The organism is Altererythrobacter epoxidivorans, from assembly GCF_001281485.1.
GTDB classification, from domain to species: domain Bacteria; phylum Pseudomonadota; class Alphaproteobacteria; order Sphingomonadales; family Sphingomonadaceae; genus Erythrobacter; species Erythrobacter epoxidivorans.
This window is the reverse complement of the sequence record NZ_CP012669.1, coordinates 518,446-544,258: the sequence shown is the minus strand read 5'-3', so window position 1 is coordinate 544,258 and position 25,813 is coordinate 518,446. Positions and strand designations below refer to the sequence as shown.

General features: G+C 62.4%; 30 protein-coding genes. 22 read left to right on the top strand and 8 right to left on the bottom strand.

The genetic code is table 11. The features are described 5' to 3' along the window. The first annotated feature begins 17 nt into the window (after positions 1–17). The 4 genes from lepB to ruvX are packed head-to-tail and all read left to right on the top strand — an operon-like array spanning position 18 to position 3,561. On the top strand, positions 18–887 hold the full coding sequence (gene lepB, locus AMC99_RS02725; protein WP_232301485.1) for a signal peptidase I: 870 nt from the start codon (positions 18–20) through the stop codon (positions 885–887). Continuing rightward, positions 874–1,965, top strand: a complete 1,092-nt coding sequence (locus tag AMC99_RS02720; protein ID WP_061922460.1) for an AI-2E family transporter — start codon at positions 874–876, stop codon at positions 1,963–1,965. Before lepB ends, AMC99_RS02720 begins: the two co-directional genes overlap by 14 nt. After that, the gene (locus tag AMC99_RS02715; RefSeq protein ID WP_061927617.1) at positions 1,955–3,094 is read left to right on the top strand and encodes a DUF3089 domain-containing protein; all 1,140 of its coding nucleotides are present in this window, start codon (positions 1,955–1,957) and stop codon (positions 3,092–3,094) included. Before AMC99_RS02720 ends, AMC99_RS02715 begins: the two co-directional genes overlap by 11 nt. After that, a complete protein-coding gene (ruvX, locus tag AMC99_RS02710; protein WP_061922456.1) occupies positions 3,076–3,561 on the top strand; it encodes a Holliday junction resolvase RuvX in 486 nt (161 codons plus the stop codon). The genes AMC99_RS02715 and ruvX overlap by 19 nt, the downstream gene beginning before the upstream one ends. Here the strand turns inward: ruvX and AMC99_RS02705 are convergent. From AMC99_RS02705 to AMC99_RS13935, 3 genes are read right to left on the bottom strand one after another with little or no spacing between them, the layout of a single operon-like run. Beyond that, positions 3,558–4,457 carry a transposase gene (locus AMC99_RS02705; RefSeq protein WP_198143561.1) on the bottom strand — a complete coding sequence of 300 codons (900 nt, stop codon included), beginning with the start codon at positions 4,455–4,457 and terminating at the stop codon, positions 3,558–3,560. The genes ruvX and AMC99_RS02705 overlap by 4 nt on opposite strands. Next, entirely contained in the window at positions 4,445–5,398 is a 954-nt protein-coding gene (locus tag AMC99_RS02700; protein WP_061922453.1) for a hypothetical protein, read from the bottom strand. The genes AMC99_RS02705 and AMC99_RS02700 overlap by 13 nt, the downstream gene beginning before the upstream one ends. 11 nt (positions 5,399–5,409) lie before the next feature. After that, positions 5,410–5,565: a hypothetical protein gene (locus AMC99_RS13935; RefSeq protein ID WP_157058233.1), complete on the bottom strand. Its 156-nt coding sequence runs from the start codon at positions 5,563–5,565 to the stop codon at positions 5,410–5,412. Between the two features lie 122 nt (positions 5,566–5,687). On the opposite strand from AMC99_RS13935, the gene AMC99_RS02695 reads away from it, so the two are divergent. After that, positions 5,688–6,140, top strand: a complete 453-nt coding sequence (locus tag AMC99_RS02695) for a PaaI family thioesterase (RefSeq protein WP_061922450.1) — start codon at positions 5,688–5,690, stop codon at positions 6,138–6,140. Next, positions 6,130–6,540: a PaaI family thioesterase gene (locus AMC99_RS02690; RefSeq protein WP_198143560.1), complete on the top strand. Its 411-nt coding sequence runs from the start codon at positions 6,130–6,132 to the stop codon at positions 6,538–6,540. Before AMC99_RS02695 ends, AMC99_RS02690 begins: the two co-directional genes overlap by 11 nt. On the opposite strand, the gene AMC99_RS02685 is transcribed toward AMC99_RS02690, so the two are convergent. Both AMC99_RS02685 and AMC99_RS02680 read right to left on the bottom strand, forming a co-directional pair. After that, complete coding sequence (locus AMC99_RS02685) at positions 6,537–8,828, bottom strand: transglycosylase domain-containing protein (RefSeq protein ID WP_061922447.1); 2,292 nt, start codon at positions 8,826–8,828, stop codon at positions 6,537–6,539. The genes AMC99_RS02690 and AMC99_RS02685 overlap by 4 nt on opposite strands. A 76-nt stretch (positions 8,829–8,904) precedes the next feature. After that, complete coding sequence (locus AMC99_RS02680; RefSeq protein ID WP_232301484.1) at positions 8,905–9,903, bottom strand: AAA family ATPase; 999 nt, start codon at positions 9,901–9,903, stop codon at positions 8,905–8,907. Positions 9,904–9,990: 87 nt separating this feature from the next. On the opposite strand from AMC99_RS02680, the gene AMC99_RS02675 reads away from it, so the two are divergent. Further along, positions 9,991–10,830 (top strand): oxygenase MpaB family protein, encoded by an 840-nt coding sequence (locus AMC99_RS02675; RefSeq protein ID WP_061922444.1) that lies wholly within the window; start codon positions 9,991–9,993, stop codon positions 10,828–10,830. On the opposite strand, the gene AMC99_RS02670 is transcribed toward AMC99_RS02675, so the two are convergent. Further along, positions 10,827–11,519, bottom strand: a complete 693-nt coding sequence (locus AMC99_RS02670; protein WP_061922439.1) for a winged helix-turn-helix transcriptional regulator — start codon at positions 11,517–11,519, stop codon at positions 10,827–10,829. The two genes, AMC99_RS02675 and AMC99_RS02670, sit on opposite strands and share 4 nt — an antisense overlap. Positions 11,520–11,589: 70 nt before the next feature. Between AMC99_RS02670 and AMC99_RS02665 the strand changes: the two genes are divergently transcribed. From AMC99_RS02665 to AMC99_RS02645, 5 genes are read left to right on the top strand one after another with little or no spacing between them, the layout of a single operon-like run. After that, a complete protein-coding gene (locus AMC99_RS02665; protein ID WP_061922435.1) occupies positions 11,590–12,015 on the top strand; it encodes a VOC family protein in 426 nt (141 codons plus the stop codon). A gap of 27 nt (positions 12,016–12,042) precedes the next feature. Continuing rightward, entirely contained in the window at positions 12,043–12,396 is a 354-nt protein-coding gene (locus tag AMC99_RS02660; RefSeq protein WP_061922433.1) for a DUF1428 domain-containing protein, read from the top strand. Between the two features lie 23 nt (positions 12,397–12,419). Continuing rightward, entirely contained in the window at positions 12,420–13,049 is a 630-nt protein-coding gene (locus AMC99_RS02655) for a glutathione S-transferase family protein (protein WP_061922430.1), read from the top strand. Continuing rightward, complete coding sequence (locus AMC99_RS02650) at positions 13,046–13,534, top strand: VOC family protein (RefSeq protein WP_061922429.1); 489 nt, start codon at positions 13,046–13,048, stop codon at positions 13,532–13,534. Before AMC99_RS02655 ends, AMC99_RS02650 begins: the two co-directional genes overlap by 4 nt. Positions 13,535–13,537: 3 nt before the next feature. Next, positions 13,538–14,212, top strand: coding sequence for a dihydrofolate reductase family protein (locus AMC99_RS02645; RefSeq protein WP_061922428.1), 675 nt, complete (start codon positions 13,538–13,540; stop codon positions 14,210–14,212). Positions 14,213–14,228: 16 nt separating this feature from the next. Here the strand turns inward: AMC99_RS02645 and AMC99_RS02640 are convergent, their stop codons facing one another. Continuing rightward, a complete protein-coding gene (locus AMC99_RS02640; protein ID WP_061927611.1) occupies positions 14,229–14,822 on the bottom strand; it encodes a J domain-containing protein in 594 nt (197 codons plus the stop codon). A 51-nt stretch (positions 14,823–14,873) separates the two neighbouring features. Between AMC99_RS02640 and AMC99_RS02635 the strand changes: the two genes are divergently transcribed. From AMC99_RS02635 to AMC99_RS02625, 3 genes are read left to right on the top strand one after another with little or no spacing between them, the layout of a single operon-like run. Beyond that, entirely contained in the window at positions 14,874–15,146 is a 273-nt protein-coding gene (locus AMC99_RS02635; protein ID WP_061922426.1) for a BolA family protein, read from the top strand. Further along, positions 15,147–16,031, top strand: coding sequence for a pirin family protein (locus tag AMC99_RS02630; RefSeq protein WP_061922424.1), 885 nt, complete (start codon positions 15,147–15,149; stop codon positions 16,029–16,031). Beyond that, a complete protein-coding gene (locus AMC99_RS02625; protein ID WP_061922421.1) occupies positions 16,028–16,855 on the top strand; it encodes an SDR family NAD(P)-dependent oxidoreductase in 828 nt (275 codons plus the stop codon). Before AMC99_RS02630 ends, AMC99_RS02625 begins: the two co-directional genes overlap by 4 nt. Before the next feature lie 7 nt (positions 16,856–16,862). Here the strand turns inward: AMC99_RS02625 and AMC99_RS02620 are convergent, their stop codons facing one another. Then, positions 16,863–17,966, bottom strand: a complete 1,104-nt coding sequence (locus AMC99_RS02620) for a DUF2332 domain-containing protein (RefSeq protein WP_232301483.1) — start codon at positions 17,964–17,966, stop codon at positions 16,863–16,865. Positions 17,967–18,004: 38 nt separating this feature from the next. On the opposite strand from AMC99_RS02620, the gene hisG reads away from it, so the two are divergent. The 7 genes from hisG (at position 18,005) to AMC99_RS02585 (ending at position 25,794) form a co-directional block, all read left to right on the top strand. Further along, a complete protein-coding gene (gene hisG, locus AMC99_RS02615; RefSeq protein WP_061922419.1) occupies positions 18,005–18,673 on the top strand; it encodes an ATP phosphoribosyltransferase in 669 nt (222 codons plus the stop codon). Next, positions 18,673–19,962, top strand: coding sequence for a histidinol dehydrogenase (gene hisD, locus AMC99_RS02610; RefSeq protein ID WP_061922416.1), 1,290 nt, complete (start codon positions 18,673–18,675; stop codon positions 19,960–19,962). Before hisG ends, hisD begins: the two co-directional genes overlap by 1 nt. Further along, the gene (gene nusB, locus AMC99_RS02605; protein WP_061922414.1) at positions 19,959–20,420 is read left to right on the top strand and encodes a transcription antitermination factor NusB; all 462 of its coding nucleotides are present in this window, start codon (positions 19,959–19,961) and stop codon (positions 20,418–20,420) included. Before hisD ends, nusB begins: the two co-directional genes overlap by 4 nt. Further along, the gene (thiL, locus tag AMC99_RS02600; protein WP_061922411.1) at positions 20,417–21,286 is read left to right on the top strand and encodes a thiamine-phosphate kinase; all 870 of its coding nucleotides are present in this window, start codon (positions 20,417–20,419) and stop codon (positions 21,284–21,286) included. The genes nusB and thiL overlap by 4 nt, the downstream gene beginning before the upstream one ends. Positions 21,287–21,450: 164 nt before the next feature. Beyond that, on the top strand, positions 21,451–23,553 hold the full coding sequence (locus AMC99_RS02595) for a sodium-translocating pyrophosphatase (protein ID WP_061927607.1): 2,103 nt from the start codon (positions 21,451–21,453) through the stop codon (positions 23,551–23,553). Between the two features lie 175 nt (positions 23,554–23,728). Then, complete coding sequence (locus tag AMC99_RS02590) at positions 23,729–24,907, top strand: GNAT family N-acetyltransferase (protein WP_083440060.1); 1,179 nt, start codon at positions 23,729–23,731, stop codon at positions 24,905–24,907. Between the two features lie 2 nt (positions 24,908–24,909). Beyond that, positions 24,910–25,794, top strand: a complete 885-nt coding sequence (locus AMC99_RS02585; protein WP_061922408.1) for a cupin domain-containing protein — start codon at positions 24,910–24,912, stop codon at positions 25,792–25,794. The last annotated feature ends 19 nt before the right edge of the window (positions 25,795–25,813 follow it).

Sequence of the window (25,813 nt, the reverse complement as noted above, 5' to 3'; positions counted from 1 at the left end):
TAAGCGGCACCCCCGAATTGAGCACGACTGAGAAAAAAGACGACGAAAAGGTCAACTGGCTCGCGGAAGTGCGCGGGTTGCTGTGGATGCTGCTCGCCGTGCTGGCGTTTCACAGCCTCGTCGCCAAGCCGTTCTATATCCCTTCGACGTCGATGATGCCGACGCTTTATGTCGGCGACCGCCTGGTGGTGAGCAAATATCCCTATGGCTGGTCGTGGGCCTCTGCCAGCTTCCACATCCTGCCGCGCGGGGACTGGCGCATCCTGCCCGATACGCCCGAATATGGCGATATCGTGATCCCGGTCCATCCGGAACGGGACGAGGATTACATCAAGCGTGTCGTCGGCCTGCCTGGCGACCGGATCGAAGTGCGCGAAGGCAAGATCATCCTCAACGGCAAGGCCGTGCCGCAGGAAATCGTCCCGCCGGTCAAGATCCCGTTCGAGCCGGAGCTGGATTGCTCGGGCGCGCCGTGCCTCACCGCGTTCGAACAGTACCGCGTGCGCGAGGCAAATGGCGACCAGTATTACGAGCCGCCGACGTACCGCGAAACACTGCCCAACGGGGCAAGCTACCTGATCATCGATCACATGGACCAGTATCTGGACGACATGCCGGAAATCACGATTCCCGCTGGCCATGTCTTCGTGATGGGCGATAACCGCGACCATTCTGCTGACAGCCGCGCTTCCATCGGGGAAAAGGGTTTGGGCGGTCCCGTACCGCTCGAAAACATTGGCGGACGGGCCGAGTTCATCACCTTTTCCCTAGACGGTTCAACGACCTGGAACCCGGTGAGCTGGTTCACAAGCTTGCGCGGAGATCGCGCTTGGACCACTCTGCGCCCGGCAATTGCCGAAGGGGGCGCAACCAATGAGCGAGACTGACCACGATTCCGACAGGCGGATGGGCGCCAGCCCTACCCGTATCGGCAATGAACGCCTGAGGTTCGAAGCGGCGCGTGCGGCTATCTGGGCCGGGGTGATCGGCCTGTTCGTGCTGGTGATCTACCTCGCGCAGTCGCTGCTGGTAATTTTCGGCGCACTGGTCTTTGCTGCCATGATCGACGGGGGCGCGCGCCTGCTAGGCCGCGCATTGAAGATCGGCCGTACCTGGCGGGTTGCGATCGTCCTGATCCTGACCACCGCGTTCTTCGCATGGCTGGTGATGTTTGCCGGAGCGACGATATCCTCCGAAGCAGCCGCCTTCCCGTCGATCATCGAAAAACAGCTCATGCAGCTCTTCGCCTATCTCAGGTCGAATGGGCTCGATATCAGCGTTGTCGATTTCAAGAGCGTGGCAGGTTCGCTGACCAGCGGCGTCGGCACGGTGACCAAGGCGATCGGCGGCCTGTTCGGCGGGCTCACGACGATGGTGCTGATCATGATCATCGGCATCTATCTCGCGCTCGATCCGAATCTTTACGAGCGCGGCGTCGCATGGGTCGTGCCCGAGCGTCACCGCGATGCCTTCTACGACACGGTCAGCCACCAGGCTTACACCATGCGCAGGCTGCTGGCTGGTCGCCTTGTCGGAATGGTCGCAGAAGGTATTTTCACCTGGGCATTGCTGATGTTCTACGGCGTGCCGATGGCCGCCCTGCTCGGCCTGCTGACCGGCCTGCTCGCCTTCATCCCCAACATCGGCGCGCTGATTTCCGGCGTGCTCATGGTGCTGGTCGGGTTCTCGGGCGGGACCGAGATGGGCCTCTATACCATCTTCGTCTATTTCCTCGTCCAGAACTTCGACGGATATATCCTGATCCCGCTCATCGCGAAGAAGACGGTCGACCTCGCCCCTGCTCTTGTGCTGTCTGCACAGCTGATCTTCGGCGTGCTGTTCGGAATCCTGGGCCTTGCGCTGGCGGATCCGATGCTGGCCATGATCAAGGTCGGGCTGGAGCGCCGTGCAGCGCGGTTCGACGAAAGCGACAATGCCGAAAGGACCGCAGAACTTGGCGCGTAAATTCCTCTACCTGATCGCGATCATCATCGTCCTGGTCATCGCCGGGCTGATTGCCCTGCGCATCTGGTCGCGCGAACTGACCGAGATCGCTTTCGTGCCGAGCGCCGAATTCGTCGAACAGAGCCCGCTCGACGACAATGCATATCAGGACCCGGCGCTGTGGTATTCGCGCCCGGGCATCGGCATCGACGATCCTGCGCGCTGGCAACCCGCCATGGCCGACGGGTCCCGCGTCCTGCCGCAACCGGCCGACCAGGCCCCCGGCAATTTCGCGGTCTTCTTCATCCATCCCACCAGCTACGTGAACCGTAGCGCCTGGAACGCCCCGACCGGCGATGCCGAGGCAGAGCGTATTGCGCGTATCTATGTCCGCGGCATGGCGAGCCCGTTCAACAAGGCGAGCGAGATCTGGGCTCCCAAATACCGTCAAGCGACGATGGGCGCTTTCCTGACGGACAAGCCCGAAGGCCAGAAGGCTCTCGATGCGGCCTATGCCGATGTCAAACAGGCGTTCGAAGTGTTCAAGGCTTCGATCTCGGACGATACACCGGTCGTGCTGGTCGGCCACAGCCAGGGCTCGCTGCACCTGCTTCGCTTGCTCGACGAGGAAATCAAGGGAACGCCGATCGCCGACCGTCTTGTCGCGGTCTATGCCGCCGGCTGGCCTATTTCGGTCGAACACGACCTGCCCGAACTGGGCCTTCCGGCCTGCGCTTCGGCCAACCAGACCGGCTGCATCATGAGCTGGTCGACCTATGCCGAACCGGCCGACCCCAGTGACATGATCGAAGCGTTCGAAGGGACGACCGGGCTGGACGGGCAACCGCGCGCGGGTAGCCACATCCTGTGCACCAATCCGCTGACCGGCCGCGTCGGCGGCGAAGCTGCCGCTGACCGCAACCTCGGGGCGCTGGTTCCCGATGGCGATCTTTCGAACGGCAAGCTGGTGCCCGGCGCGGCGCCCGCACGGTGCGACGACCGCGGCATCCTGCTGATCGGCGAACCGCCGGAAATGGGCAATTACGTCCTGCCCGGCAATAACTACCACGTTTACGACATCCCGCTGTTCTGGTCGAACCTGCAGGCCGATGTCGCTGCGCGCAGGGCAGCATGGAACGCGGCGGAATAGTCACCGACAGCAAGATCGATTTCGCAGAGCGTCTGCCTGATGGTGGCGCTCTGCTCGGAATCGATCTCGGCACCAAGACCGTTGGAATTGCGACGTGCGACGCAGGCTGGCGCTTTGCCACTGCGGGCAAAACCATTGCGCGCGGCAAATGGGGTCGCGATCGTGAAGTGCTGGGCAAGCTGATCGAAGAGCGCAGCTTGGCCGGCGTCGTCATCGGATTGCCCCGCAACATGGACGGCAGCGAGGGACCGCGGTGCCAGGCGAGCCGTGCCTATGCCCGCAACCTCGCCGAGGCATTTGTCCTGCCCGTCCTGCTGTGGGACGAACGCTGGTCTACGCAGAGCGCGGAAGCAGCAATGATCGGGCAGGACATGAGCCGGGCGAAGCGCGCCGAAAAGATCGACAGCCACGCGGCTGCCGTCATCCTGCAGGGCGCGATCGATGCGCTGGCTGGCAGCGCATTCTAGGCGGCCAGCATCGCCCGCTTCCTGAGCGCAATCGCTTCAACCATCCTGCTCCCCGATCCCTCCGCCTCGCGCCACAAGGCATCGCGCTCTTCCGCACTTTCGCACAGCATCGACCGCGCTTCGTAGCTGGCGAGCCGCAGACGGTCGCTCGGATGCGAACGAGCGAAGTGCTCGGCAAGGTCGATCGCGTCTCCATGACCGGTTGCAACCGCGGCGCGCAGGAACGTCTCGGTCGAATTCGGGCTGAGCACGCGCGTCACGGTGCCGCTTTCGAGATCGAAGCCATATTGGTCGAACCACGACTGGGCGGGATCGATGTGCATTACGTTGAGCGATACCGACAGGCTTTCGGGCGGCAGTTGGCTGTGGATGTCGAGATGTGCCCGATAGAGCTGCACCTTGCCTTCGTGCAGGGCCGAACGCTCTATGAAGCGCAGCGGTACCTCCTCCCCTGCGAACCCCGCAACTCCGGCGTAATCATACTCGTAGTAATCGCTACGATAGCCGGGGCCGAGATAGCCTCCTGTCAGGAAGCTGAAATTGTGATCGTGCGGCACGCCGTAGACGAAGCTTTCCGCGCCGCTCGTGGCAAAGCAGTGATCGCTCGGCGAAGGCCAGATATTGGCCCTGAGGAAGACATTATCCTGCAAGGGGCTGAGGACGATCGCCTGCGGTCCGTATCCGCTCTCTATCGAAGTCTCGCGGTGCAAGGGTTTCAACTGCTCGATCAGGATGTCGCCAAGGAAGCGGCGGTTCGCCATCAACCGGCCGAGCCATCGGGCAACGCCTGACACGCTCGCATCGTCTGAAGGATCGAACCCGGCCCGCGCGATTGCGTCCACGGCATCGCCCAAGGTGCATGGTTGCTGCGGCTTCTGGTCGATTACGCGGGGCAAGGCGCTGTCTCCATCCGAGCAAGCTGCGGGTGTGCGGCGACAAGGCTGTCCGTGAGATTTTTCGCAGGGCCTGCGAGCCTTTCGTGGGGGGAATTGCCGATTTCGTGCAGCGCCGCGAAGCCCTGGACCGGATCGAGCGCGAGCGCGTGACGCACCGCCTCCCAGCGTAGGTGATCCGCAGCATCGGACGCTGCAAGGCGCGCAATCGTCGCCGCCGCATCGCTGCGGTTCATTGCGCCCAGCACGGCCAGAGCCATTTCCTGTCGGCTTGCCGACTTGTTGCCACATGCGCGCCGCAAGACGCGTCCGCTCGCGATGTCGACTGTAAAAGAGAGATCAGGCCTTTCGGGCACACGCGACAGCTGCAAGATCACGAGCCGACCTTCGACGCCCTCTATCTGCCGGGTCGACTTCGAGCCCCGCAGTTTGATCATGCTACCGGCGACGAGAGGTTCGCAAGTCTGGATAATTTGCTGGTTCTCGATGGAAACACGGCGTGCCTGCCCCTTCCCCGCAATCACGATTTCATGGATTTCGCGATCGACGAACATCGCCGTCGGCGCGCTATGCGCAGCTTCCATGGCTTCATAACCGAGCAGGCTGAGCGATGCCCCGTCGGTCGTAGCGATCTGCATCGTAACCAGCTTGTCGCTCTGACTGTGTCGAAACGGCACCTGCGCCAGCATTTCCTCCCGTAGCAACGTGCAAAACACGCTGACCCAGCGATCGACAAAGCTGCTTGCGACGCGAGGATCGCTCACCGTCCAGGCAAGGTTCGGCAACTCCTCGAGCGCAGCGCCTTGCGCGAATTTCTGCAGGTCCAGCAGGACTGCTTGGTTCTCTTCCCGCCAGCGAGCAATCGCTGTGTCCGCCGCATCGGCGCAGCGACGCTGCAAGGCCGGTGAGCCCTGCAACGCCGCGATCCTGTCATCGATATGCACAGGCCCTTCCCTCAGATGATCGAGGGCGGCGGCGCGATGTCGTAGATATAGACCATGATGTCGACGATCGTGTCGTCATAGCCGACCATCTCACGCAGGCTTCCGAACAGGCCGACGGAAGTTTCCAGCACCGGCAGGGTTGCAAGGTCGATCGATGGGATATTCATATGTTTTCCTCCACTTAGCGGGCGGTATCCACGCCGCCCGGGAAACGCACGATGCCCATCGGAAGCGTCTGAAAAAAATTAAAAAGTTGTAATATCGCGGCCCTATCCGCACAGGATCGCGCATGGCGAACGACCTGCCTCCTTTCGATCCCGAACAATCGGCGAGCTTCTTTTTCAGCCATGGCCATCCCGGATGGCTGGGCATGAAATATTCGGCGCATGGAGACGACTGGGTCCAGCTCGAACTTCCATGGCGCGAGGACCTGCTGGGCGAGGAGGATCGCCATATGCTGGCATCAGGCCCCATCATCAGCCTGCTCGACATGGCTTCGGGCATGAGCATCTGGACGAAAACGAAGAGGTTTACTCCTGTCGCGACGCTGGACCTGCGTGTCGATTACCAGCGTCCGGCGCGGGAACGCGCCTCGGTCTTCGGCAAGGTCGAGTGTTTCCGGACAACGCGCTCTGCCGCATTCGTTCGCGGCATCGCCCATGACGGCGATCCCGACGATCCCGTTGCCACCATGGCAGGGGTTTTCATGACCATCGCAAGGGATCCGCGCAGTGCCCGATAACAGCTCCGCAGCCCTGACCGCCTATGCCCGTTCGCTGGGCATCGAAGTATCGGACCACGAAGACGGCGTCCCGGTGCTGACTGTCGGGTTCGGCCCGGTGATCGAAGGGAGGCCGGGGGCGTTTCACGGCGGCGCGACCAGCGGATTGCTGGAAACGGCAGGCTATGCCGCCTTGCGCGCCCGGCTCGCCAGCGACGGCCGCGATCCACAGCTCAAACCGATCAACATAACGGTCCAGTTCCTGAGCGCGGGCAAGCAGAAGACCACCTACGCCAAGGGGCGGATCACCCGGCTCGGCCGACGCAATGCCAATGTTTCGGTAGAGGCGTGGCAGGACGACCGCGACCGCCCGATCGCCACCGCCATCATGAATGTGCTGATGGCCGACCGCGAGGGCTAGCGCCCCGCTTCCTGTAATTGCTGCTCAAGCTCCCGCGCCGCTTCTTCGATGGCGCGCGCCTGTTCGCGTTCGATCTCTCGCTGGTCGATTTGCGCCTGGCGCTGTTCGATCGCCCGTTCCAGCCTCTCGGGATCGATCCGGACACCCTCGTCGTCGAGAACGATGTCGAGCGGGATCCCGCTTTCGTCGCCCGAGAAGATGAGCTGCCCGTTGCGGACCTGCAGGCCGAACGGAATGTCCCCGAGTTCGGGCACATCCATCGGCTGCACGGGACCTTCCGGATCGGGCCGTTCTTCCGGCACCGGACCGTTCGCGCCGCTGAGGGCCGAACGCATGAAATCGCGCCAGATCCGCGCTGGCAGACCGCCGCCGCTGATGCCCTTCAACGGTGAATTGTCGTCGTTCCCGATCCACACGCCCACCACCAGGTCGCCTGCATAGCCGACGAACAGGGCGTCGCGATTGTCCTGCGTCGTACCGGTCTTGCCGAAATTCGGGACCGAGAGCATGGCTGCTCTTCCGGTCCCCTTGTTGATCGAAGCGCGCAGCAATTGTTCGACATACTGGTGCTTGCGCGATGACAGCGATTTTTCGCCGCTCGTCAGCCAGTCGAACCATCCGCGCTCTCCTTGGGGGAAGGCATGCGCCTTCACCGGGAAGGTATTTCCGGCAATCCCTGCATAGGCGCTGGTCAGTTCGAGCAAGGTCATGGTCGAGGTACCGAGCGCAAGGCTCGGATCCCCGCTCGGCAGCGGCGACGTCACACCGAGGTCGCGCGCCGTGTCGATGATCTTTTCGCCGCCGAGATCGTAGTAAAGTCGCACCGCTGCGACATTGCTGGACCGCGCGAAGGCATCTTCCAGCGTAATGCTGTCCGAATAGCGTCCGGCTGCGTTCTTCGGGCGATAGGCGCCTTCCGTGATCTCCGAATTGTCGATCAGGTCGTCGGGCTCCATCCCTGCCCGAATGGCCGCGACATAATCGAACAGCTTGAACGTGGAACCCGGCTGGCGCTTGGCCTGGGTGACGCGATTGAACGGCGATTTCGCGTAGTTCCTGCCGCCGATCATCGCCACCACTTCGCCATTCGGCCGCATCGCGACGAGCGCGATCTGCGCGTTGCCAAGCGGGGCATTGGCGACGACGCGGCTGGCAATTTTCTGCAGACGCGAATCGAGCGTCGTGGTGATCGTCTGGCGGGCATAGCCGCGCTCGAGTTCCTGGCGGGCGATCGGCAGCGCCCAGTCGGCGAAATAGGTGCCTGTCGGGACGTCGTTTCGCGCCCTGACATCGAGACGCGGCGCAGGCAGTCGCCGCGCTTCCTCTTCCGTCATGTATCCCGCCGCCACCATCGACCCGACGACCAGCTTCATGCGCTCACGCGCGAGGTCGTAATTCTTGGTGGGGGCAAGTCGCGAGGGCGCTTTCAGCAAGCCGGCGAGCATGGCCGCCTGTTCGGGACGCAATTTTTCAGGCTGGCGATAGAAATAGTGCAGGCTGGCTGCGCGAAGTCCGTATTGGTTGTCGCCGAAATAGGCATTCGACAGATAGCGTTCGAGGATTTCGTCTTTCGTCAGCCACGCTTCCAGCCAGAAAGCTATCAACATCTCGCGGCCCTTGCGGGTCAGAGTCTGTTCGCTGTCGAGGAAGGTGAACTTGGCGAGCTGCTGCGTGATCGTGCTGCCGCCCTGCGTCGATCCGCCGGTCAGGTTGGAAAGCGCCGCGCGCGCCAGGCCGCGCGGGTCGATACCCCAATGGTCATAGAAACGGCGGTCCTCGATGGCCAGGAATGCCTCGACCACGTGGTCGGGCAGTTTCTCGACCTCGACCGGCTCTTCCACCATCGCGCCGCTTCGCGCGATGGGCGTGCCGTCCGATGCCAGCAGGGTGATCTGGGGGGATGCGATCGGCTGGAGCGACTTCGACAGCGGAGCCGTCAGCGCCAGCCAGGCGATGATGAGGATGAATAGTGCGAAGATGGCCGCGACGATCCGCACCGCCCACCAGCGCTTGCGCCGTCCGCGCCAATGGGCGGGACGCCACCAGGGAAGCCTGCGCCTTTCCGTTTCGCCCAGATGGTCGTCGATCCGGTCCAGCCGGTCGTCCCAATCGGCGAACCGTTCGCTACGGTGCGTGGAACGCTCGTCGTCCCAGCCGCGGGGCCAATCATCGGCATCGTCCCACGCGCTGCCGTACGGCTCCTGCAGGGAATAGAATCCTGCATCCCCTTCGCCATCCGCACCCGAGTGCGCCGGGTTGCGGCGCGAAGATCGAAACCAATTGAACATAGCGCTGTGTTATCCGATTAACACAGTAATGGCGAGCGCTTTTCTGGAACCTGAACGGACCGGCACGGGCCGCAGGTTAATTCGCGGACTTCGCCGCGCCAGAGGGGAGATCCTCGCCGAAGACGCGCTGATAGTATTCGCCCACCAGGACACGTTCCGCCTCGTCGCACTTGTTGAGGAAGCTCAAACGGAATGCGAAACCGACCGAATTGAAGATCTCGGCATTCTGCGCCCAGGTCATCACGGTACGCGGGCTCATCACGGTCGAGATATCGCCATTCATGAAACCCTGGCGGGTCAGGTCTGCGACCTTGACCATGTCGGCAATGGTCTTTCCGTCGGTTTCCGGGCTCTTCGACTTGACGATCTTCTGCTCTACCTCGGGCTCGAGATAATTGAGCGCGACGACGATGTTCCAACGGTCCATCTGCGCCTGGTTGATCGCCTGCGTGCCGTGATAGAGGCCGCTCGTATCGCCGAGGCCGACCGTGTTTGAGGTCGCGAACAGGCGAAAGAACTTGTTCGGCGTGATGACTTTGTTCTGGTCGAGCAGGGTCAGTGCGCCCTGCGCTTCCAGCACGCGCTGGATCACGAACATGACGTCGGGGCGGCCGGCGTCGTATTCGTCGAAGGTCAGCGCGACGGGGTGCTGCAGCGCCCACGGCAGGATGCCTTCCTTGAATTCCGTGACCTGCAGGCCGTCGCGCAGCACGATCGCATCGCGACCGACAAGGTCGATACGGCTGATGTGCGCATCGAGATTGACGCGAACGCTGGGCCATTTGAGGCGCGCTGCAACCTGCTCGATATGGGTCGACTTACCCGTACCGTGATAGCCCTGGACCATGACCCGGCGATTGTGCGCGAAGCCGGCGAGGATCGCGAGCGTCGTATCCGGATCGAAGACATAGCCGTCGTCCTTTTCAGGAACGCGCTCGTCCGCGAGGCTGAATGCAGGGACCTGCCAGTCGATATCGATACCGAACGTGTCGCGCACGTCGAGCGTCGTGTCGGGGGCATCGAACAGCGTCTTGGCCGTTCCGTCGTAGTCGGATTCCATCAGGTTCTGAACCATGAAGCGACGCCTATACAGGTGCGGCACGCGCTGCAAGCATGCGAAGCGCAACATTTTCATTAGGCGCAATCACCCTATATTGCGGCAATGGCCGATCCGATCGAACTGTTGCGTGGCAAGCTGGTTGAACAGGTGCGCGGCGTCTTCAACGATATCGAAGGCGGTCAGCAGCCCGTTCCGGTGTCGGACGAAGCGCTGTTCGAGCGCGATTCCCCGATCCGGATGGTTCACGCCGATATCATCGGCATGATGGTCGGCGGCATTCGCGGCCTGCTGCTCCAGATGCTGCACCCGCACGCGTTGCAGGGCGTGCTCGACCACTCCAATTTCCGCTCCGACATGCATGGCCGGCTGCGCCGTACGGCTCGCTTCATCGCGGTGACGACCTTCGGGCACAGAGACGATGCACAAAGCGCGATTGAAAGGGTCAACGCGATCCATGCAAAAGTCGGCGGCACCCTGCCCGACGGATCCCCCTATTCGGCGACCGATCCCCGAACCCTCGCCTGGGTGCATGTCGCAGAAGCGACCAGTTTCCTTGCCGCCTACCTGCGTCACGTAAGGCCCGACATGCCGGGCCATGAGCAGGACGAATATTATCGCCAGTTTGCCGTGGTCGCGCGCGCATTGGGAGCAGATCCCGTTCCGCTGAACCGCGTCGAGGCCGAGCAGCTATTCAGGGAACTGCGGACCGATCTTCGGACATCGCCCGAAGCGCGCGAGATCGCGCAACTCGTCCTCACTCAAAAGCCGGAAGGGACACCGCCCGGCGTGCAGGCGATGCTAGGCGCGGAAGCGGTCGCCATCCTGCCGAGCTTCGCCCGGTCGATGCTCGGCCTGTCGCGCCCAGGGTTGGCCGCGTTTCCTGCAAGGGCAGCGACCTGGGGTGTCGGCAAGACGCTGCGCTGGGCATTTCGCCAGCGCTAGGCAAGCTTGTCAGGAAGTTCGAATATCCCGGCAAAACGCATGGCGGTTTCGCGGTCGCCTTCGATGACGAGCCCGGCGTCGCGCTCCAGCTCTTCGGCGGGCACCCCGGCATAGAACAGGCCAGCGAGTACAGGCGCAACCGGAACGCGGAAGATCGCTTTTGCTCCGCCGGGATCGCCGCGGGTGATGGGCAAGGCTCCATCGGCCAGCCGGGCCACGAAACCCTCGCCCGCTATCTCGAAGCCGATCGTCGCGCTCCATCCAGCAGCCTTTGCCGGGTCGAACATGGTCCGTAGCGAGAGCATCAGCGATACAGGAGAGAGCGGCAACAGAGGGTCATGCCCTGACGACATCGCGGCCCAGCGCCCCAGTTCCTGGATTGCCGGTTCGGCGCGATAGCCCCACTTGGTAAGTTCGTAGAGATGCGCGGGCACAGGGTCTGTGACCTTGCGCTTCACGACCACACCCGCCTCTTCGAGTGCAGTCAGGCGTTCTGTCAGCACTTTGGCCGAAATTCCGGGCAGGCTGGCGCGAAGGTCGGAAAATCGCCTTGGTCCGAGCATCAGTTCGCGCACGACGAGCATCGACCAACGCTCGCCCAGGAGTTCGAGCCCGAAGGCGGTTCCGCAGGCATCATTGTACCAGCGGCCATGCGACTTTGTCTTATTGGTTTCTTTTTGTAACTTCACGGTTGCTTTTAGTAACTGATTGCCTCAACACATACAAGCTTTCGAGTCGCACGATGAGAGGAGAGCATTGATGACAAAGATGATTTTCGTGAACCTTCCGGTTGCGGACCTCGCGAAATCCATGGCGTTCTATTCCGCCGTCGGCTTCACCAACGAACCCAAGTTCACCGACGAGACCGCGGCGGCCATGCAGCTTTCGGACACCATTGTCGTCATGCTGCTGACACATGACAAGTGGAAGGGATTCACGACCAAGTCGATCCCTGATGCACGCAAGAGTGCCCAGGTCATGCTGGCACTCAACAGCGAGAGCAAGGAAGAGGTCGACGATCTCGTCAGCAAGGCAGCAGCCGCGGGCGGAACTCCGGACTGCAACCCGCTGCAGGATTACGGCTTCATGTATGGCCGCAGCTTCGAAGACCCAGACGGTCATGTCTGGGAAACGTTCTGGATGGACGAGTCGGCAGTCGAAGGCGGACCGCCCGACATCGCCTGAACTCACAAGAAAGAGAGGAAAGAACCCATGTACATCAACGGATTCATCGTTCCCGTGCCCGAAGGCAACAAGCAGGCATATATCGACGTGGCAGAGAAGTTCTGGCCGCTGGCCAAGGAATTCGGCGCGCTCAGCCATGTCGAATGCTGGGAAGCCGATGTGAAGGACGGCAAGACCACCGATTTCCGCCGTGCGGTAAAGGCCGAAGAGGGAGAGAAGATCGTTTTCAGCTGGGTCGTATGGCCCGACAAGGAAACGGCCGAAGCCGCTGAAACCAAGATGGTGGAAGACCCGCGCATGGCCGATTTCGGCGAGATGCCGTTCGACGGCCCGCGCATGGTATATGGCAGCTTCGTACCCGTCGTCGAATTTCACGCCTAGGGCTCAGCCGAGGGAGAGCACGCATGGCCGACTTCACTTTCTTCACCAATCCGATGAGCCGCGGCCAGATCGTGCGCTGGGCACTTCACGAAGTGGGTGCCGACTATGCCACCGAACTGGTTGACTGGGAGGCAAAGCCGGCCGGCTTCCTCGAAGCCAACCCGATGGGAAAGGTGCCAACCCTCGTCCATCATGACGGCGATCACATCCATGTGGTCACCGAATGTCCGGCAATCTGCCATTACCTCGCCGAAACGCATGCCGCAGCGGACCTCCTTCCCCGGCAGCACGAGAAGGCGGACTATTATCGCCTGATGTTCTTTGCCGCAGGGCCGGTCGAGCAGGCCGTTACCAGCCGCGCGATGGGATGGAGCGTCGAAGACCCGCAGAAGGAAGGGATGCTCGGCTTCGGAAATTACGACCGCGCCATCGATACATTCGAAACCCTGCTTTCGGGGCGCGACTATGTGTGCGGCGACCGTTTCACCATGGCCGACGTCTATGTCGGCAGCCAGGTCGATTGGGGCATCAGTTTCGGCTCTATCCCCACGCGCAAGGTGTTCGAAGACTATGCGAACCGCCTGCGCGAACGCCCTGCCTACAAGGAAGCAAAGGCAATCGACATGAAACTGATCGCGGAGAAACAGGGATGAGCGCCGCTGCTCCCAAGGCGACCGTCTGCCTGTGGTTCGACAAGGATGCAGAAGAGGCCGCCCGCTTCTATTCCAGCATCTTCCCCGACAGCGAACTGGGCGAGATCCAGCGTGCGCCGTCCGACAACCCTTCGACCGGCGAAGGCGACGTCCTGCTCGCGACGCTGACCATTTGCGGCATTTCCTACATGCTGTTGAACGGCGGCCCCAACTTCGCCCCCGACGAAGCGTATTCGCTGCAGATCCACACCGACGACCAGGAAGAGACCGACCGGCTCTGGAACGCCATCGTCGGCAATGGCGGCCAGGAAAGCGCCTGCGGCTGGTGCAAGGACAAGTGGGGCGTCTGCTGGCAGATCACACCCCGCGTCCTGACTGAGGCACTGTCGACCGGCGGTGAAACTGCACAACGCGCCTTCGAAGCGATGATGACGATGCACAAGATCGACGTCGCTGCCATTAATGCCGCTGTCAAAGGGACCTAGTCCATGGGGCGAAGGATCATCGGTGCGGCCTTCCTCACGCTCGATGGCGTGATGCAGAGCCCCGGCGGGATCGAGGAAGATTTCACCGGTGAATTCGACCAGGGCGGCTGGGTGTTCAAGCTGGGTGACGAGGGGCTAGGCGAAACGCTGGGCCCGCTGTTTTCCGGCGATTACGGGCTGCTGCTGGGGCGACGAACCTACGACATCTTTGCCGCCTATTGGCCCTATGTCGGCGATGCGGACGGCGGACTGGGCATCGCATTCACCAACGCCGACAAATACGTCCTGACGAAGGGCGACCAGCCGCTCGAATGGGAAAACAGGCACCGGCTCCGCGGGATCGAGGACGTGGCAGCGCTCAAGGATACCGACGGTCCGGACCTGGTGATCCAGGGTTCGAGCACGCTCTACCCAGCCCTTCTCGAAGCCGGCTTGCTCGACGAGCTTACCACCATGACCTTCCCCGTCCTGCTCGGGAAGGGGAAGCGCTTGTTCGGCGAAGGTACGCCGGTTCGAATGCTGGAGGTGGCAGAGCACCGGATCACCGACAAAGGGACGGTTATCACCAAATACCTGCCAGCGGGCAGCCTCCCGCCATATCCCGACGACGCCCCCGGACAGAGCACCAGCGAACGCGAAGCCGTTCGCCAGCGTCTGATGAAATCGGGCCGCTGGTAGGACTGGCCGGTCCGGCCTAGCTGAGCGCGCTGGATTTCCGCAGGAGCTGGTAGGCTTCGACCACGCGGGTCAAACGTTTCTCGTACTTGCGATCCCCGCCGTTGCGGTCGGGGTGATAGCGCCTAACGAGTTCGGAATAGCGGCGGCGCAATCTGTGCCGGTCGATATCCAGGCCCAGCCCCATAGTCTCGAGCGCACGCGCCTCGTCGCGGCTGAACCTGCCATCCATTGCCATCACCGCTTCGCGCTGAGCGCGGCTCTTGATACCGTTTGCCCGCGCGCCGATTGCATCGAGCGGATCGTTGAAGTCCGCCCATCGCGGCATGCCGTCCACGCCCGCAGTCGGACGGAAACTGGGGCTTTCCGTGCGCCAGCCCGAAGCGGGAGATTGCGCGTTCAATATCTCTTCCGCGCTCATCCCTTCGAACCAGTCGTATCCTGCGTTGAATTCGCGCACGTGTTCGAGACAGAACCAGCGATATTCGCCCGGCCCGTCGAACCCGCCCGAGCGAAAACCCGGCGCGCGGAATTCGCCCGCCTCCCTGCATCCCGGTCGCTCGCAAATGCGATCGGAATCTTCGAACCGTCCGTGAAATCTGGATTGAGACACCCCATAAGGATGGGCATGGACAAGCGAGAAGGGAACCCCCAAAGCATGCAAATGGCCGGAACAATCGCACAGGAAATCGAAACGATACTGTCGGAAAACTTCGAGCCTTTGCTGCTCGAAGTCATCAATGACAGCGCCAGGCATCACGGCCATGCGGGCGACGACGGCAGCGGGGAATCGCACTTTACGGTCGTGATCGAGAGCGCGGCTTTTGCAGGCAAGTCGCGGCTGGACCGCCAGCGCATGGTGATCCGCGCCCTGGGCGACATCCCCGGCCAGCGCGTCCATGCCTTTGCCATTCGCGCACGTGCACCGGGCGAATAGATGATCGAACAGGTCATCACGCCGGTCACGCATGACCTTGGCCAGTTCGAGGTTCGCCGAGCCTTGCCGAAGCGCGAGCGGACAATGGTCGGCCCCTTCATCTTCGTCGATGAATTCGGCCCGGCTCAGCTCGATATCGGTTCAGCGATGGACGTGCGCCCGCATCCGCATATCAACCTCGCCACGGTAACCTGGCTGTTCGAAGGTGCGATCGAGCACCGCGACAGCCTGGGCAGCTTTGCCACCATTCGTCCCGGCCAGGTCAACCTGATGACTGCCGGACGCGGCATCGTCCATTCCGAGCGCAGCCCGGCCGAGGACAGGGCCACCGGACCGAAACTATACGGCATGCAGACATGGCTCGCCCTGCCCGATGGGCAGGAGGAGATCGATCCCGCGTTCGAAGCAATCACCGACCTGCCGGTGGTCGAGGACAGCTGTGCCAAGGCGATCGTCATCATGGGCGAGCTCTGGGGCAGGCGCGCTGCAACGACCACGCATGCCGGAACGATCTATGCCGAGATCCTGCTCGCCCCCACCGGCTCCATGCCGATAGAGGCAGAGGCCGACGAACGCGCGGTCATGCTCGTTGGCGGCGAGGCGAGTATCGATGGCACGCCGCTCGGACTATACGAGCTGACCGTCCTTGCACCTGGCCGCGAAATGGCCTTGTCGAGCGAGCGCGGCGGACGGATCATGCTGCTTGGCGGCGAAGCCTTCAGGACGCAGCGCCATGTGTGGTGGAACTTCGTCAGTTCCGACCGCGATCGCATCAGGCAGGCACGGGAAGACTGGAAAGCCGGCAATTTTCCGAAAGTGCCGGGTGACGAGGACGAATTCATTCCTATTCCCGACGGACAACCAAAAACGGTGAGCTATCCATGACCAACACGACCGAACAATTCGCTGACAAGGCAGTGTGGATTACGGGGGCGTCTTCCGGGATCGGCGCGGCTCTCGCACGTGAATTTGCGGCGCGCGGCGCCAATATCATCCTTTCGGGCCGCGACGAGGAACGCCTCGCAGAAGTCGCCGCCGATTGCTCTTCCAGCCTCGTCTTGCCCTTCGACGTTCGCAATGACGATGCCCTTGCCGGTGCAACCGAGAAGGCCATTGCATGGAAGGGCGGCGTCGACATCGCCTTCGCCAATGCGGGAATTTCGCAGCGCAGCCAGGCGCTGAAGACCGACATGCAGGTCTATCGCGACATTATCGATGTCGACCTGACCGCGCAGATCGCCTTCACGCAAGGGCTGATCGGGCACATGGCCGGGCGTGGCAGCGGTGCCCTCGCCTTCATCAGTTCGATCGCGGGCAAGGTCGGCGTGCCGATGCGCACCGCCTATTGCGCGGCCAAGTTCGGCCTTGCAGGTTATGCCGACGCCTTGCGCGCCGAACTTTCGCAGAAAGGCGTGTCGGTCCATGTCATTTTCCCCGGCTCGATCGCGACCGACGTCAGTCGCAACGCGCTGACTGCAGACGGGTCGAAACGCGGCCGGAGCGACGCGATCATCGATCGCGGAATTCGCCCGGGCGATGCTGCCAACACGATGATCGATGCCATGGCTGCCGGCGAACGCGAGATCATCGTCGCCGACGGCATGGAAAAAGCGATGGGCGAGATGCGGCGCACGCCCGACCAGCTCTTCGACCAGGTCGCGGCCATGGTGGCAGACGGTTACATCGAACGGATGGAATCCGAAGGCTGAGCTTGGCCTAGGCGCCCAGCCACTCGATATCGGCACCATGGGCGTGCGACCAGCCTAGCTGTACTTCTTCATCACCGCCCGGCCAGTATCGGACCTTCAGCACATGGCGGTGCACGGTGCGGTCCGCCTCGACCGAAACCCACGCCAGCGGTGTGTCCGCGCTCGCCCTCGCCCCTGCTTTTTCCATCGCAGCGACGATCCGCTGTTGCTGGTCCTTGGGCACATATTGCCAGACGATGGAGTGCATCAGCACCCGCGTGGTGCCTTCCGCCTGCGGCTTTGCCAGTTCGGCCTCGACGAAAGCGGCAGCATTCATTTTCAGAATGTCGGGCTTCTTATCGCTCGCCGCGCGGATGGCAGCCTCTATCCGTTCGAAGCGAACCGTATGTTCGGGCCAGATGTAGGCTTTCAGCCGTAGTGCCTGCGCCGGATCGGTGAGATCGACCGGCGCAACGTCGCACCCCTTGGCCGAAACGATTTCGATAGCCTCGTCCGGCGGCGGGTTGCCTTTCCATTCTGGCTTGAACGTCATCACGGGATTGGCCGGTCCGACCTCGACACCGCCGAGGTCATAGCCATATCGATCCAGCATCAGGTTGATCCCCGCGCTCGACCCGAGTTCCAGGCACTCGAACCTCGCCGGCAAGCCTTCTGACGCCAGCCAGAGCATCGCGGCGATAAAATTGGACGATCGCCCAGCTTCGTTCGTTTGCGGTGGTCCATCCAGCCACGGAAGCAGTTGCGCCTCGTGACCGAAGATCACCTGTTCAACGATATCGGTGTCGGCAGCGGGGATACCGCGATAGATCGGCATAAGTTCGGGCGCGTCGCCGGAAAGGTGCAGCGAATGGATGCCGCCGGCAACGCGCAGCGGGAGTGCATCGGCAAGCGGCGCCCCGTGCCAGCCGCGAATCCGCTCGATCAGTGCGTTGCTCCTCTCGCCTTCGACCACGGCAAGGATCGCGGCGACGATGCGCGCCGTAATCGGGGCTCCATTCGCCTCGCAATAGGCTACCTGATTGGTAAAGGCGGTGCGGACCGCCCCTTCGCCCGACGAATCCATGTCGACGAATTCGTATTTCGGCCGATCGTCGGAGGTGCCCATATCCATTGCCCTTTCGCTGCCCAGGTCTTAAGTGCCGCGGCGAAATGACCGACAACACATCAGACCAGCTGACGTTTGCCATTCCGAAGGGGCGCATCCTTGACGAAGCGCTGCCGGTGATGGCGCGCGCAGGCGTGGTGCCGGAAGACGGCTTCCACGACAAGGGCAACCGCTCGCTCAGCTTCGCGACCTCGCGTGCCGACATGCGCCTGATCCGCGTGCGGGCATTCGATGTTGCGACCTTTGTCGCGCACGGTGCGGCGCAGATCGGTATTGTCGGATCGGACGTGATCGAGGAATTCGATTATGCCGACCTCTATGCACCGGTCGATCTCGACATCGGTCACTGCCGCCTGTCTGTTGCCATGGTCGATGGCGACACCGGCGATGCCCAGAGCATGAGCCACCTGCGCGTCGCTACGAAATACCCAAACCTGACCCGCCGCCATTTCGAGCGGCAGGGCATCCAGGCCGAGTGCGTCAAGCTGAACGGTGCGATGGAGCTTGCCCCCTCGCTGGGCCTTGCGCGCCGGATCGTCGACCTCGTTTCGACCGGGCGGACGCTGGCAGAAAACGGTCTCGTCGAAACCGATCGCATCGTGGACATTTCCGCACGCCTCATCGTCAACCGCGCAGCGCTGAAAACCGATCCACGCGTCGGCGAACTGGTGAGTGCATTCCGCAACGCGATCGAGCAGAAGGCCGCCGCCTGATGCAACGCCTGCTTGCCACCGATCCCAATTTCGCCTCGCAATTCCGCAAGGTCGTGAACGACCGCCGCGAAAGCGATGCCGACGTTGCCATGCAGGTCACCGATATCCTGCGTGAAGTTCGCAACCGCGGCGATGCCGCGCTGAGCGAATTTTCCATGCGTTTCGACGGTCACGCGCTTACCCGCGACGACGACTGGATCATTTCGGCCGAACGCTGCCGCGAAGCATACGAAAATCTCGAGCCTGCACTGCGCGACGCGCTGGAACTCGCTGCCGCGCGCATCCGGGCCTATCACAAGGACCAGATCCCCGCTGATCGCGACTATGTCGATGGCGATGGCGTGCGCCAGGGCGCAATCTGGCGGCCGGTCGACGCTGCGGGACTTTATGTTCCGGGTGGGCGGGCAGCCTATCCTTCTTCTCTGTTGATGAACGCAATCCCGGCGAAAGTGGCCGGGGTCGAGCGGCTGGTAGTGACCACGCCGACGCTCAAGGGTGAAAGCAATCCCCTGGTCCTCGCCGCAGCACATATCGCCGGTGTCGACGAGATGTGGCGCGTCGGCGGTGCCCAGGCGGTCGCAGCGCTTGCCTATGGCACGCAGCGGATCAGCAAGGTCGATGTGATCACCGGTCCCGGCAATGCCTGGGTCGCAGAGGCCAAGCGCCAGCTTTACGGTGTGGTCGGCATCGACATGGTTGCAGGGCCCAGCGAAATTCTCGTCATCGCGGACAAGGACAACGATCCGGACTGGATCGCTGCCGACCTCCTCAGCCAGGCGGAGCATGACCCGTCCGCCCAGTCGATCCTCATCACCGATGACAAGTCCTTCGCCGCGCAGGTCGAAGACTGCATCGACCTGCAGCTGGCAACGCTCGCGACCGGCAAGACTGCTTCGGCAAGCTGGCAGGAACACGGCGTGGTCATCGTGGTCGATAAACTCGACGATGCAGCAGCGCTCGCAAACGAGCTGGCAGCAGAACACGTCGAACTGGCGGTTGCGAACCCCGAGCCGCTGCTCAAATCGATCCGCCATGCGGGCAGCATATTCATGGGCCGCGTCACGCCCGAGGCGATCGGCGATTACGTCGCTGGCCCGAACCACGTCCTGCCGACCGGGCGCCGAGCGCGCTTTGCCAGCGGCCTGTCAGTCCTCGATTTCATGAAGCGCACCAGCTTCATTTCACTGGGAGAGGATGCCCTCGAGAAGATCGGCCCGGCCGCCGTGGCTTTAGCCCATGCCGAAGGGCTTCCCGCACACGCAAAATCCGTTGAATTGAGACTCAAATGACCAACACCCAACCTCCCCAGCGTTCGCTGGCGCGCTCTGCTGCCCGTCTCTCGGCGGTCCAGGCGCTGTACCAGCAGCAGATGGAGGGAACCAAGCTCGCCCGCCTGCTCGATGAATTCCACCAGCACCGCCTGGGCAAGCAGATCGACGAAGACCAGTATGCCGACGCCGAGGTCGATTTCTTCGACGATATCGTTGCCGGTGTCGATGCGCGCCGCGACGAGATCGACAATACGCTGGTGAGCAAGCTCGCCGAAGGCTGGACCCTTGCACGGCTCGACAAGACCATGCTCCAGATCCTGCGCTGCGGCACCTACGAACTGATTGCCCGCGCCGATGTGCCCACCGGCACCGCGATCAACGAATATGTCGAGGTCGCCAAGGCGTTCTTCGACGATCGCGAAGCCAAATTCGTCAACGGCGTACTGGATGCCGTTGCCAAGGATGTGCGGTCATAAGCGAAAGCAGCTTCATCGAGGCGCTGCGCACACTGCCGCTCCACCCCGGTGCGCGTAATCTGGAAGACGACTGTGCGGTCCTGGAGATCGGCTCCGAAACACTCGTCCTGACCCATGACATGATGGCCGAAGGGACCCACTGGCTCCCCGGAGCCGACCCTTTCGACATCGCGTGGAAGCTCGTGGCCGTGAACCTTTCGGACCTTGCGGCAAAGGGCGCCGAGCCGCTCGGCGTGCTTCTGGGCCACTCGCTGGGTGAAGGCGACGATCGTTTCCTCGAAGGCTTGAATGCCGTTCTCGCCGAATATGACGTGCCGCTGCTGGGCGGAGACACGATCCGCGCCGAAGGCCCGCGCACGCTGGGCCTGACAGCGATCGGTCGCGCCACCCATACACCTGTCCCTTCACGCAGTGGCGCGCGGGATGGCGACCATATTTATGTCTCAGGCGAGCTCGGACGCGCCATGCTCGGCTTCGAAGCCCTCAAAGATGGGACTGGTGGGGATCACGAGGCATACAGCCGCCCCCGTCCCTTGCTCGATGAAGGCCGGGCTCTTGCACCTGTCGTTTCTGCCATGATGGACGTTTCGGACGGGCTCTTGCTCGATTGCTCGCGCATGGCTTGCGCCGCAGGTTCCGTTGCGTTCGAGCTCGACAGCGCGGCCATTCCGGTCGCCGCCCCCGCCCGCTTCGACGAATGCATTCGCTGGGGCGATGATTACGCATTGCTCTTCACGGCTGCGCCCGGGGTGAAGCTGCCCGTCTCCTCCACGAGGATCGGCAGTGTCCGGACGGCCGGACCGGGAGAGGCAAGGCTGACTATCGACGGGAAGCCGGTTTCCGGCACGCTCGGTTACCAACACTAAGCCGCTTCAAACCCACCAATACCGACGAAACGGGGGCCAAAGCGCGGTCTCCCGGCAAAGGGGCCTTGTCAGTCCAGTGCCATCCCTATAGCCATCGCATCACGTGCCTCCGTCCAAGGAGAGGCCGGATAATAATATTCCACGTTTGGAAGAGGGGATTGTTCGTGGATCTAGTTCTCATATCAATTGTGCTGGGCTTGCTCGCCGTCGTGTACGGCGTCTTCACCAGCAGCCAGGTTCTCGGCGCCAGTGCCGGGAACGAGAAGATGCAGGAAATTGCAGGCGCCATCCAGGAAGGCGCCAAGGCCTATCTGGGTCGCCAGTACCGCACCATCGCAATGGTCGGCGTGGTCGTTGCAGTGCTGGTCGGGGTTTTCCTCGGCCTGACGTCGGCCATCGGCTTCGTGATCGGCGCAGTCCTTTCCGGTGTCGCCGGCTATATCGGGATGAATATCTCGGTGAGGGCGAACGTCCGGACCGCAGCAGCTGCTGAAAAGGGCCTGCAGGACGGCCTGACCATGGCGTTCCGCGCCGGTGCGATTACCGGCCTTCTGGTCGCCGGTCTCGCCCTGCTCGCCATCGCGGTCTTCTATTACTACCTCACCCGCGTTCAGGGCATGGCGGTGAACGATCGTACAGTGATCGACGCGCTGGTCGCCCTCGCCTTCGGTGCTTCGCTGATTTCGATCTTCGCCCGTCTGGGCGGCGGTATCTTCACCAAGGCTGCCGACGTCGGCGCCGACCTCGTCGGCAAGGTCGAGGCCGGTATCCCCGAGGATGATCCACGCAACCCTGCGGTTATCGCCGACAACGTGGGCGATAACGTCGGAGACTGTGCCGGCATGGCTGCCGACCTTTTCGAAACCTATGTCGTGACCGTCGGTGCAACCATGGTGCTGATCGCGCTGCTGGTTAAGGGTGCAGGCGAAGCGCTCGCCCCGCTGATGGCGCTGCCGCTGTTCATCGGCGGTGTCTGCATCGTCGCTTCGATCATCGGTACCTACTTCGTGAAGCTGGGTAGCTCGAACAACGTCATGGGCGCGATGTACAAGGGTTTCGGCATCACTGCCGTTATCTCTGCATTCCTGATCTGGTTCGCCACCGACTATGCGCTCGGCGGCATGGAAACCGAGATCGGCGATAATGGCTACACCGGCCGCGCGCTGTTCTACTGCTCGTTCCTCGGTCTTGCCATTACCGGCCTGATCATCTGGATCACCGAGTATTACACCGGCACGAACTATCGTCCGGTGCGCTCGATCGCCAAGGCTTCCGAAACGGGCCACGGCACCAATGTGATCCAGGGTCTCGCAATCTCGCTCGAAGCGACTGCGCTGCCCACGCTGGTGATCGTTGCCGGTATCATCATCGCCTACCAGCTTGCCGGTCTGATCGGTATCGGCTTTGCCGCTACCGCGATGCTTGCACTCGCTGGCATGGTCGTCGCGCTCGACGCTTACGGTCCTGTCACCGACAATGCCGGTGGCATTGCAGAAATGGCGGGTCTCGACGAAAGCGTTCGTGAAAAGACCGACCTGCTCGACGCAGTCGGCAACACGACCAAGGCCGTGACCAAGGGTTACGCGATCGGTTCGGCAGGTCTTGCTGCGCTGGTTCTCTTTGCTGCCTATACGACCGACCTTCGAGAGTTCTTCCCGAATGTCACCGTCGATTTCAGCCTCGAGAATCCGTACGTGATCGTCGGCCTGCTGCTCGGCGCCCTGCTCCCGTACCTGTTCGGTGCGATGGGCATGACCGCCGTCGGCCGCGCTGCCGGTGACGTGGTCAAGGACGTTCGCGACCAGTTCGCCAACGATCCGGGCATCATGGCCGGCACCAGCCGTCCGAACTACGCCCGTACCGTCGACCTGGTGACCAAGGCTGCGATCAAGGAAATGATCATTCCGTCGCTGCTGCCGGTGCTCGCACCGATCGTGGTGTACTTCGTGATCAGCTGGATCGCCGGAGAGGCAAACGGCTTCGCGGCGCTCGGCGCACTGCTGCTCGGCGTGATCGTCGGCGGTCTCTTCGTGGCGCTTTCCATGACGGCCGGTGGCGGTGCATGGGACAATGCCAAGAAGTACATCGAAGACGGCAACCACGGCGGCAAGGGCTCTGACGCCCACCACGCTGCGGTGACCGGCGATACGGTCGGTGATCCCTACAAGGATACCGCCGGCCCCGCCGTGAACCCGATGATCAAGATCACCAACATTGTTGCGCTGCTGCTGCTCGCAACGCTGGCAGGCGGCCACGCCGCGATGTGATCCGAAAAATCCCCGTCTGCGGGATATGAAGCCCCGTCCGGAGCGATCCGGGCGGGGTTTTCCTTTGATCATGGTTAATGCGGTGCTTTCGCCGCGTTGAGCATTCCTTAGCTAGCGGCTGCTAACCCGCATTTCCGCGCACTCCTGCGCAAGTGCACAAGGGTTAACGGCGATCATGGCAACTGCGCCGCTCGCGATCTACGAAACAACCTCTGCCGAGGAGCTCTACGAGACCGCTCCCGAGCAGGAGCTCGCCCTGCGCGAAGAAGGAATCCATTTTCTTACGGCCGGGCAAGCTTCGTGCGAGAAGTTCGCCGCCGAATGGCAGGCTCTGGTCGCGCGAACAGGAGAACCCAATCCTTTCTTCGAACCGTGGTTCCTCTTGCCGTCGCTGGCGAGGTTGGATTCGAAGGGGCGCGTCGAGATAGCCGCCTATTACCTTGGTGGCGAACTCACCGCGCTTGCCCCTCTGACACTGAGCTCGAATTACTACGGCTACCCCCTGCCGCACTGGGAGGTATGGCTGCACCCCAATGCCTTTTGCGGGTCACCGTTGATCGCACGAGGATATGAGCGGCATTTCTGGCGAACGCTAACAGGCCAGTTGGGCCATGAACAGGATGGCGCCCTGTTCCTTCACCTGCCCCAGATTGCTGTCGACAGCCCGGGATACCGCGCGTTGCAGGCAGAGATTTCGTCGCATGACCGGCCTTTCGCTACGGTCGGCAGTGTCGAGCGCGCCATGCTGCGCTCCGACCTTTCTGCAGAGGAATATTTCGAAGACGCCATGCCGAACAAGAAGCGCAAGGAATTGCGGCGGCAGGCCAAGCGCCTCGGTGAGGAAGGGCCCGTGACCTTCGAGCAGCATAGCGACGATACCGATGTCGCAGCCTGGTCGGCTGAATTCCTGACACTGGAAGAGGCGGGCTGGAAGGGCGACGAAGGATCCTCCCTCGCGAGTGACGCGGCGACCGCAACCTTGTTCGAGGAGGCACTGGTCGGCGCAGCTGCCAGCGGCAAGCTCGAGCGACTGACAATGCGGATCGATGGCAGGCCGATTGCGATGCTCGCCAATTTCATCACCCCGCCCGGCGCCTTTAGCTTCAAGACCGCTTTCGATGAAAATTACGCGCGTTTCTCGCCCGGTGTCCTGTTGCAAAAGGAAAACCTCGCCCTGCTCGACCGGTCCGATATCGAATGGTGCGACAGTTGCGCCGCCGAAGGCCACCCCATGATCGAACGAATATGGCGCCAGAAACGCACGATCGCTTCGTGCAACGTCGCGCTGGGTGGGCCCTTGCGCCAGGCAATCGCGAAGCAATTGTTTCGCCGCGAAACCAGGGAGCGAAGCTGAACATGAACGCACCGACCACATTTGGCATCGACACCAGGACGCGGACAGAACCGGTATTTCCGGCAGAAGCCCGCTCGCAATTTTCGGCCAATTACCCCGAGGTCCCGCACAAGCTGCACCATACCCTCGACCGGCGTGAATTGCTGACGCTCGACGCCTTGGCCGAGTTGGCTGGCCGGATTCCCGAAACCTCGATCGAGTACAATCGCGGCGACCTACCGATCGGGATCGATGGCAAGCCGGGCGCGACCGGCATGAGCATTGAGGACACGATCCGCGAAATCGCCAAGGCGAACAGTTGGGCCGTGCTGAAGAACATCGAACAGGACGAACGCTATCGCGGCCTTCTGCTGAGCTTGCTGGCCGAGCTGAAACCGCAGATCGAGGCGAAGACCGGTGCGATGATGCGGCCGCAGGGCTTCATCTTCATTTCGAGCCCCAATGCGGTCACTCCCTATCATTTCGATCCCGAGCACAACATCCTGCTGCAGGTCACCGGATCGAAAGTCATGACGCAGTTCCCGGCCGGCGATCCGGCCTTCGCTCCTGACGAGATCCACGAAACCTATCACTCTGGCGGAGCACGCGAACTGGTCTGGAACGATGGCCTGATGAGCGGCGCGCGCGAGTTTCCTCTTGCGCCGGGCGAAGCAGTTTTCGTGCCGGTGATGGCGCCGCATTTCGTGCGCGTCGGTCCGGAAAGCTCGATCTCGCTCTCGATCACCTGGCGCAGCGACTGGAGCTTCGCCGAAGCGGACGCACGCGGATTCAATCGCGTACTGCGCGGCGCCGGAATGACCCCAAGGGCACCGGGTCGTTGGCCATCGGGCAATTACGCGAAGGCATTTACCTATCGGGCCATGCGAAAGGCTGGGCTGGTCGGATAACCGACACGGGATGAGATTG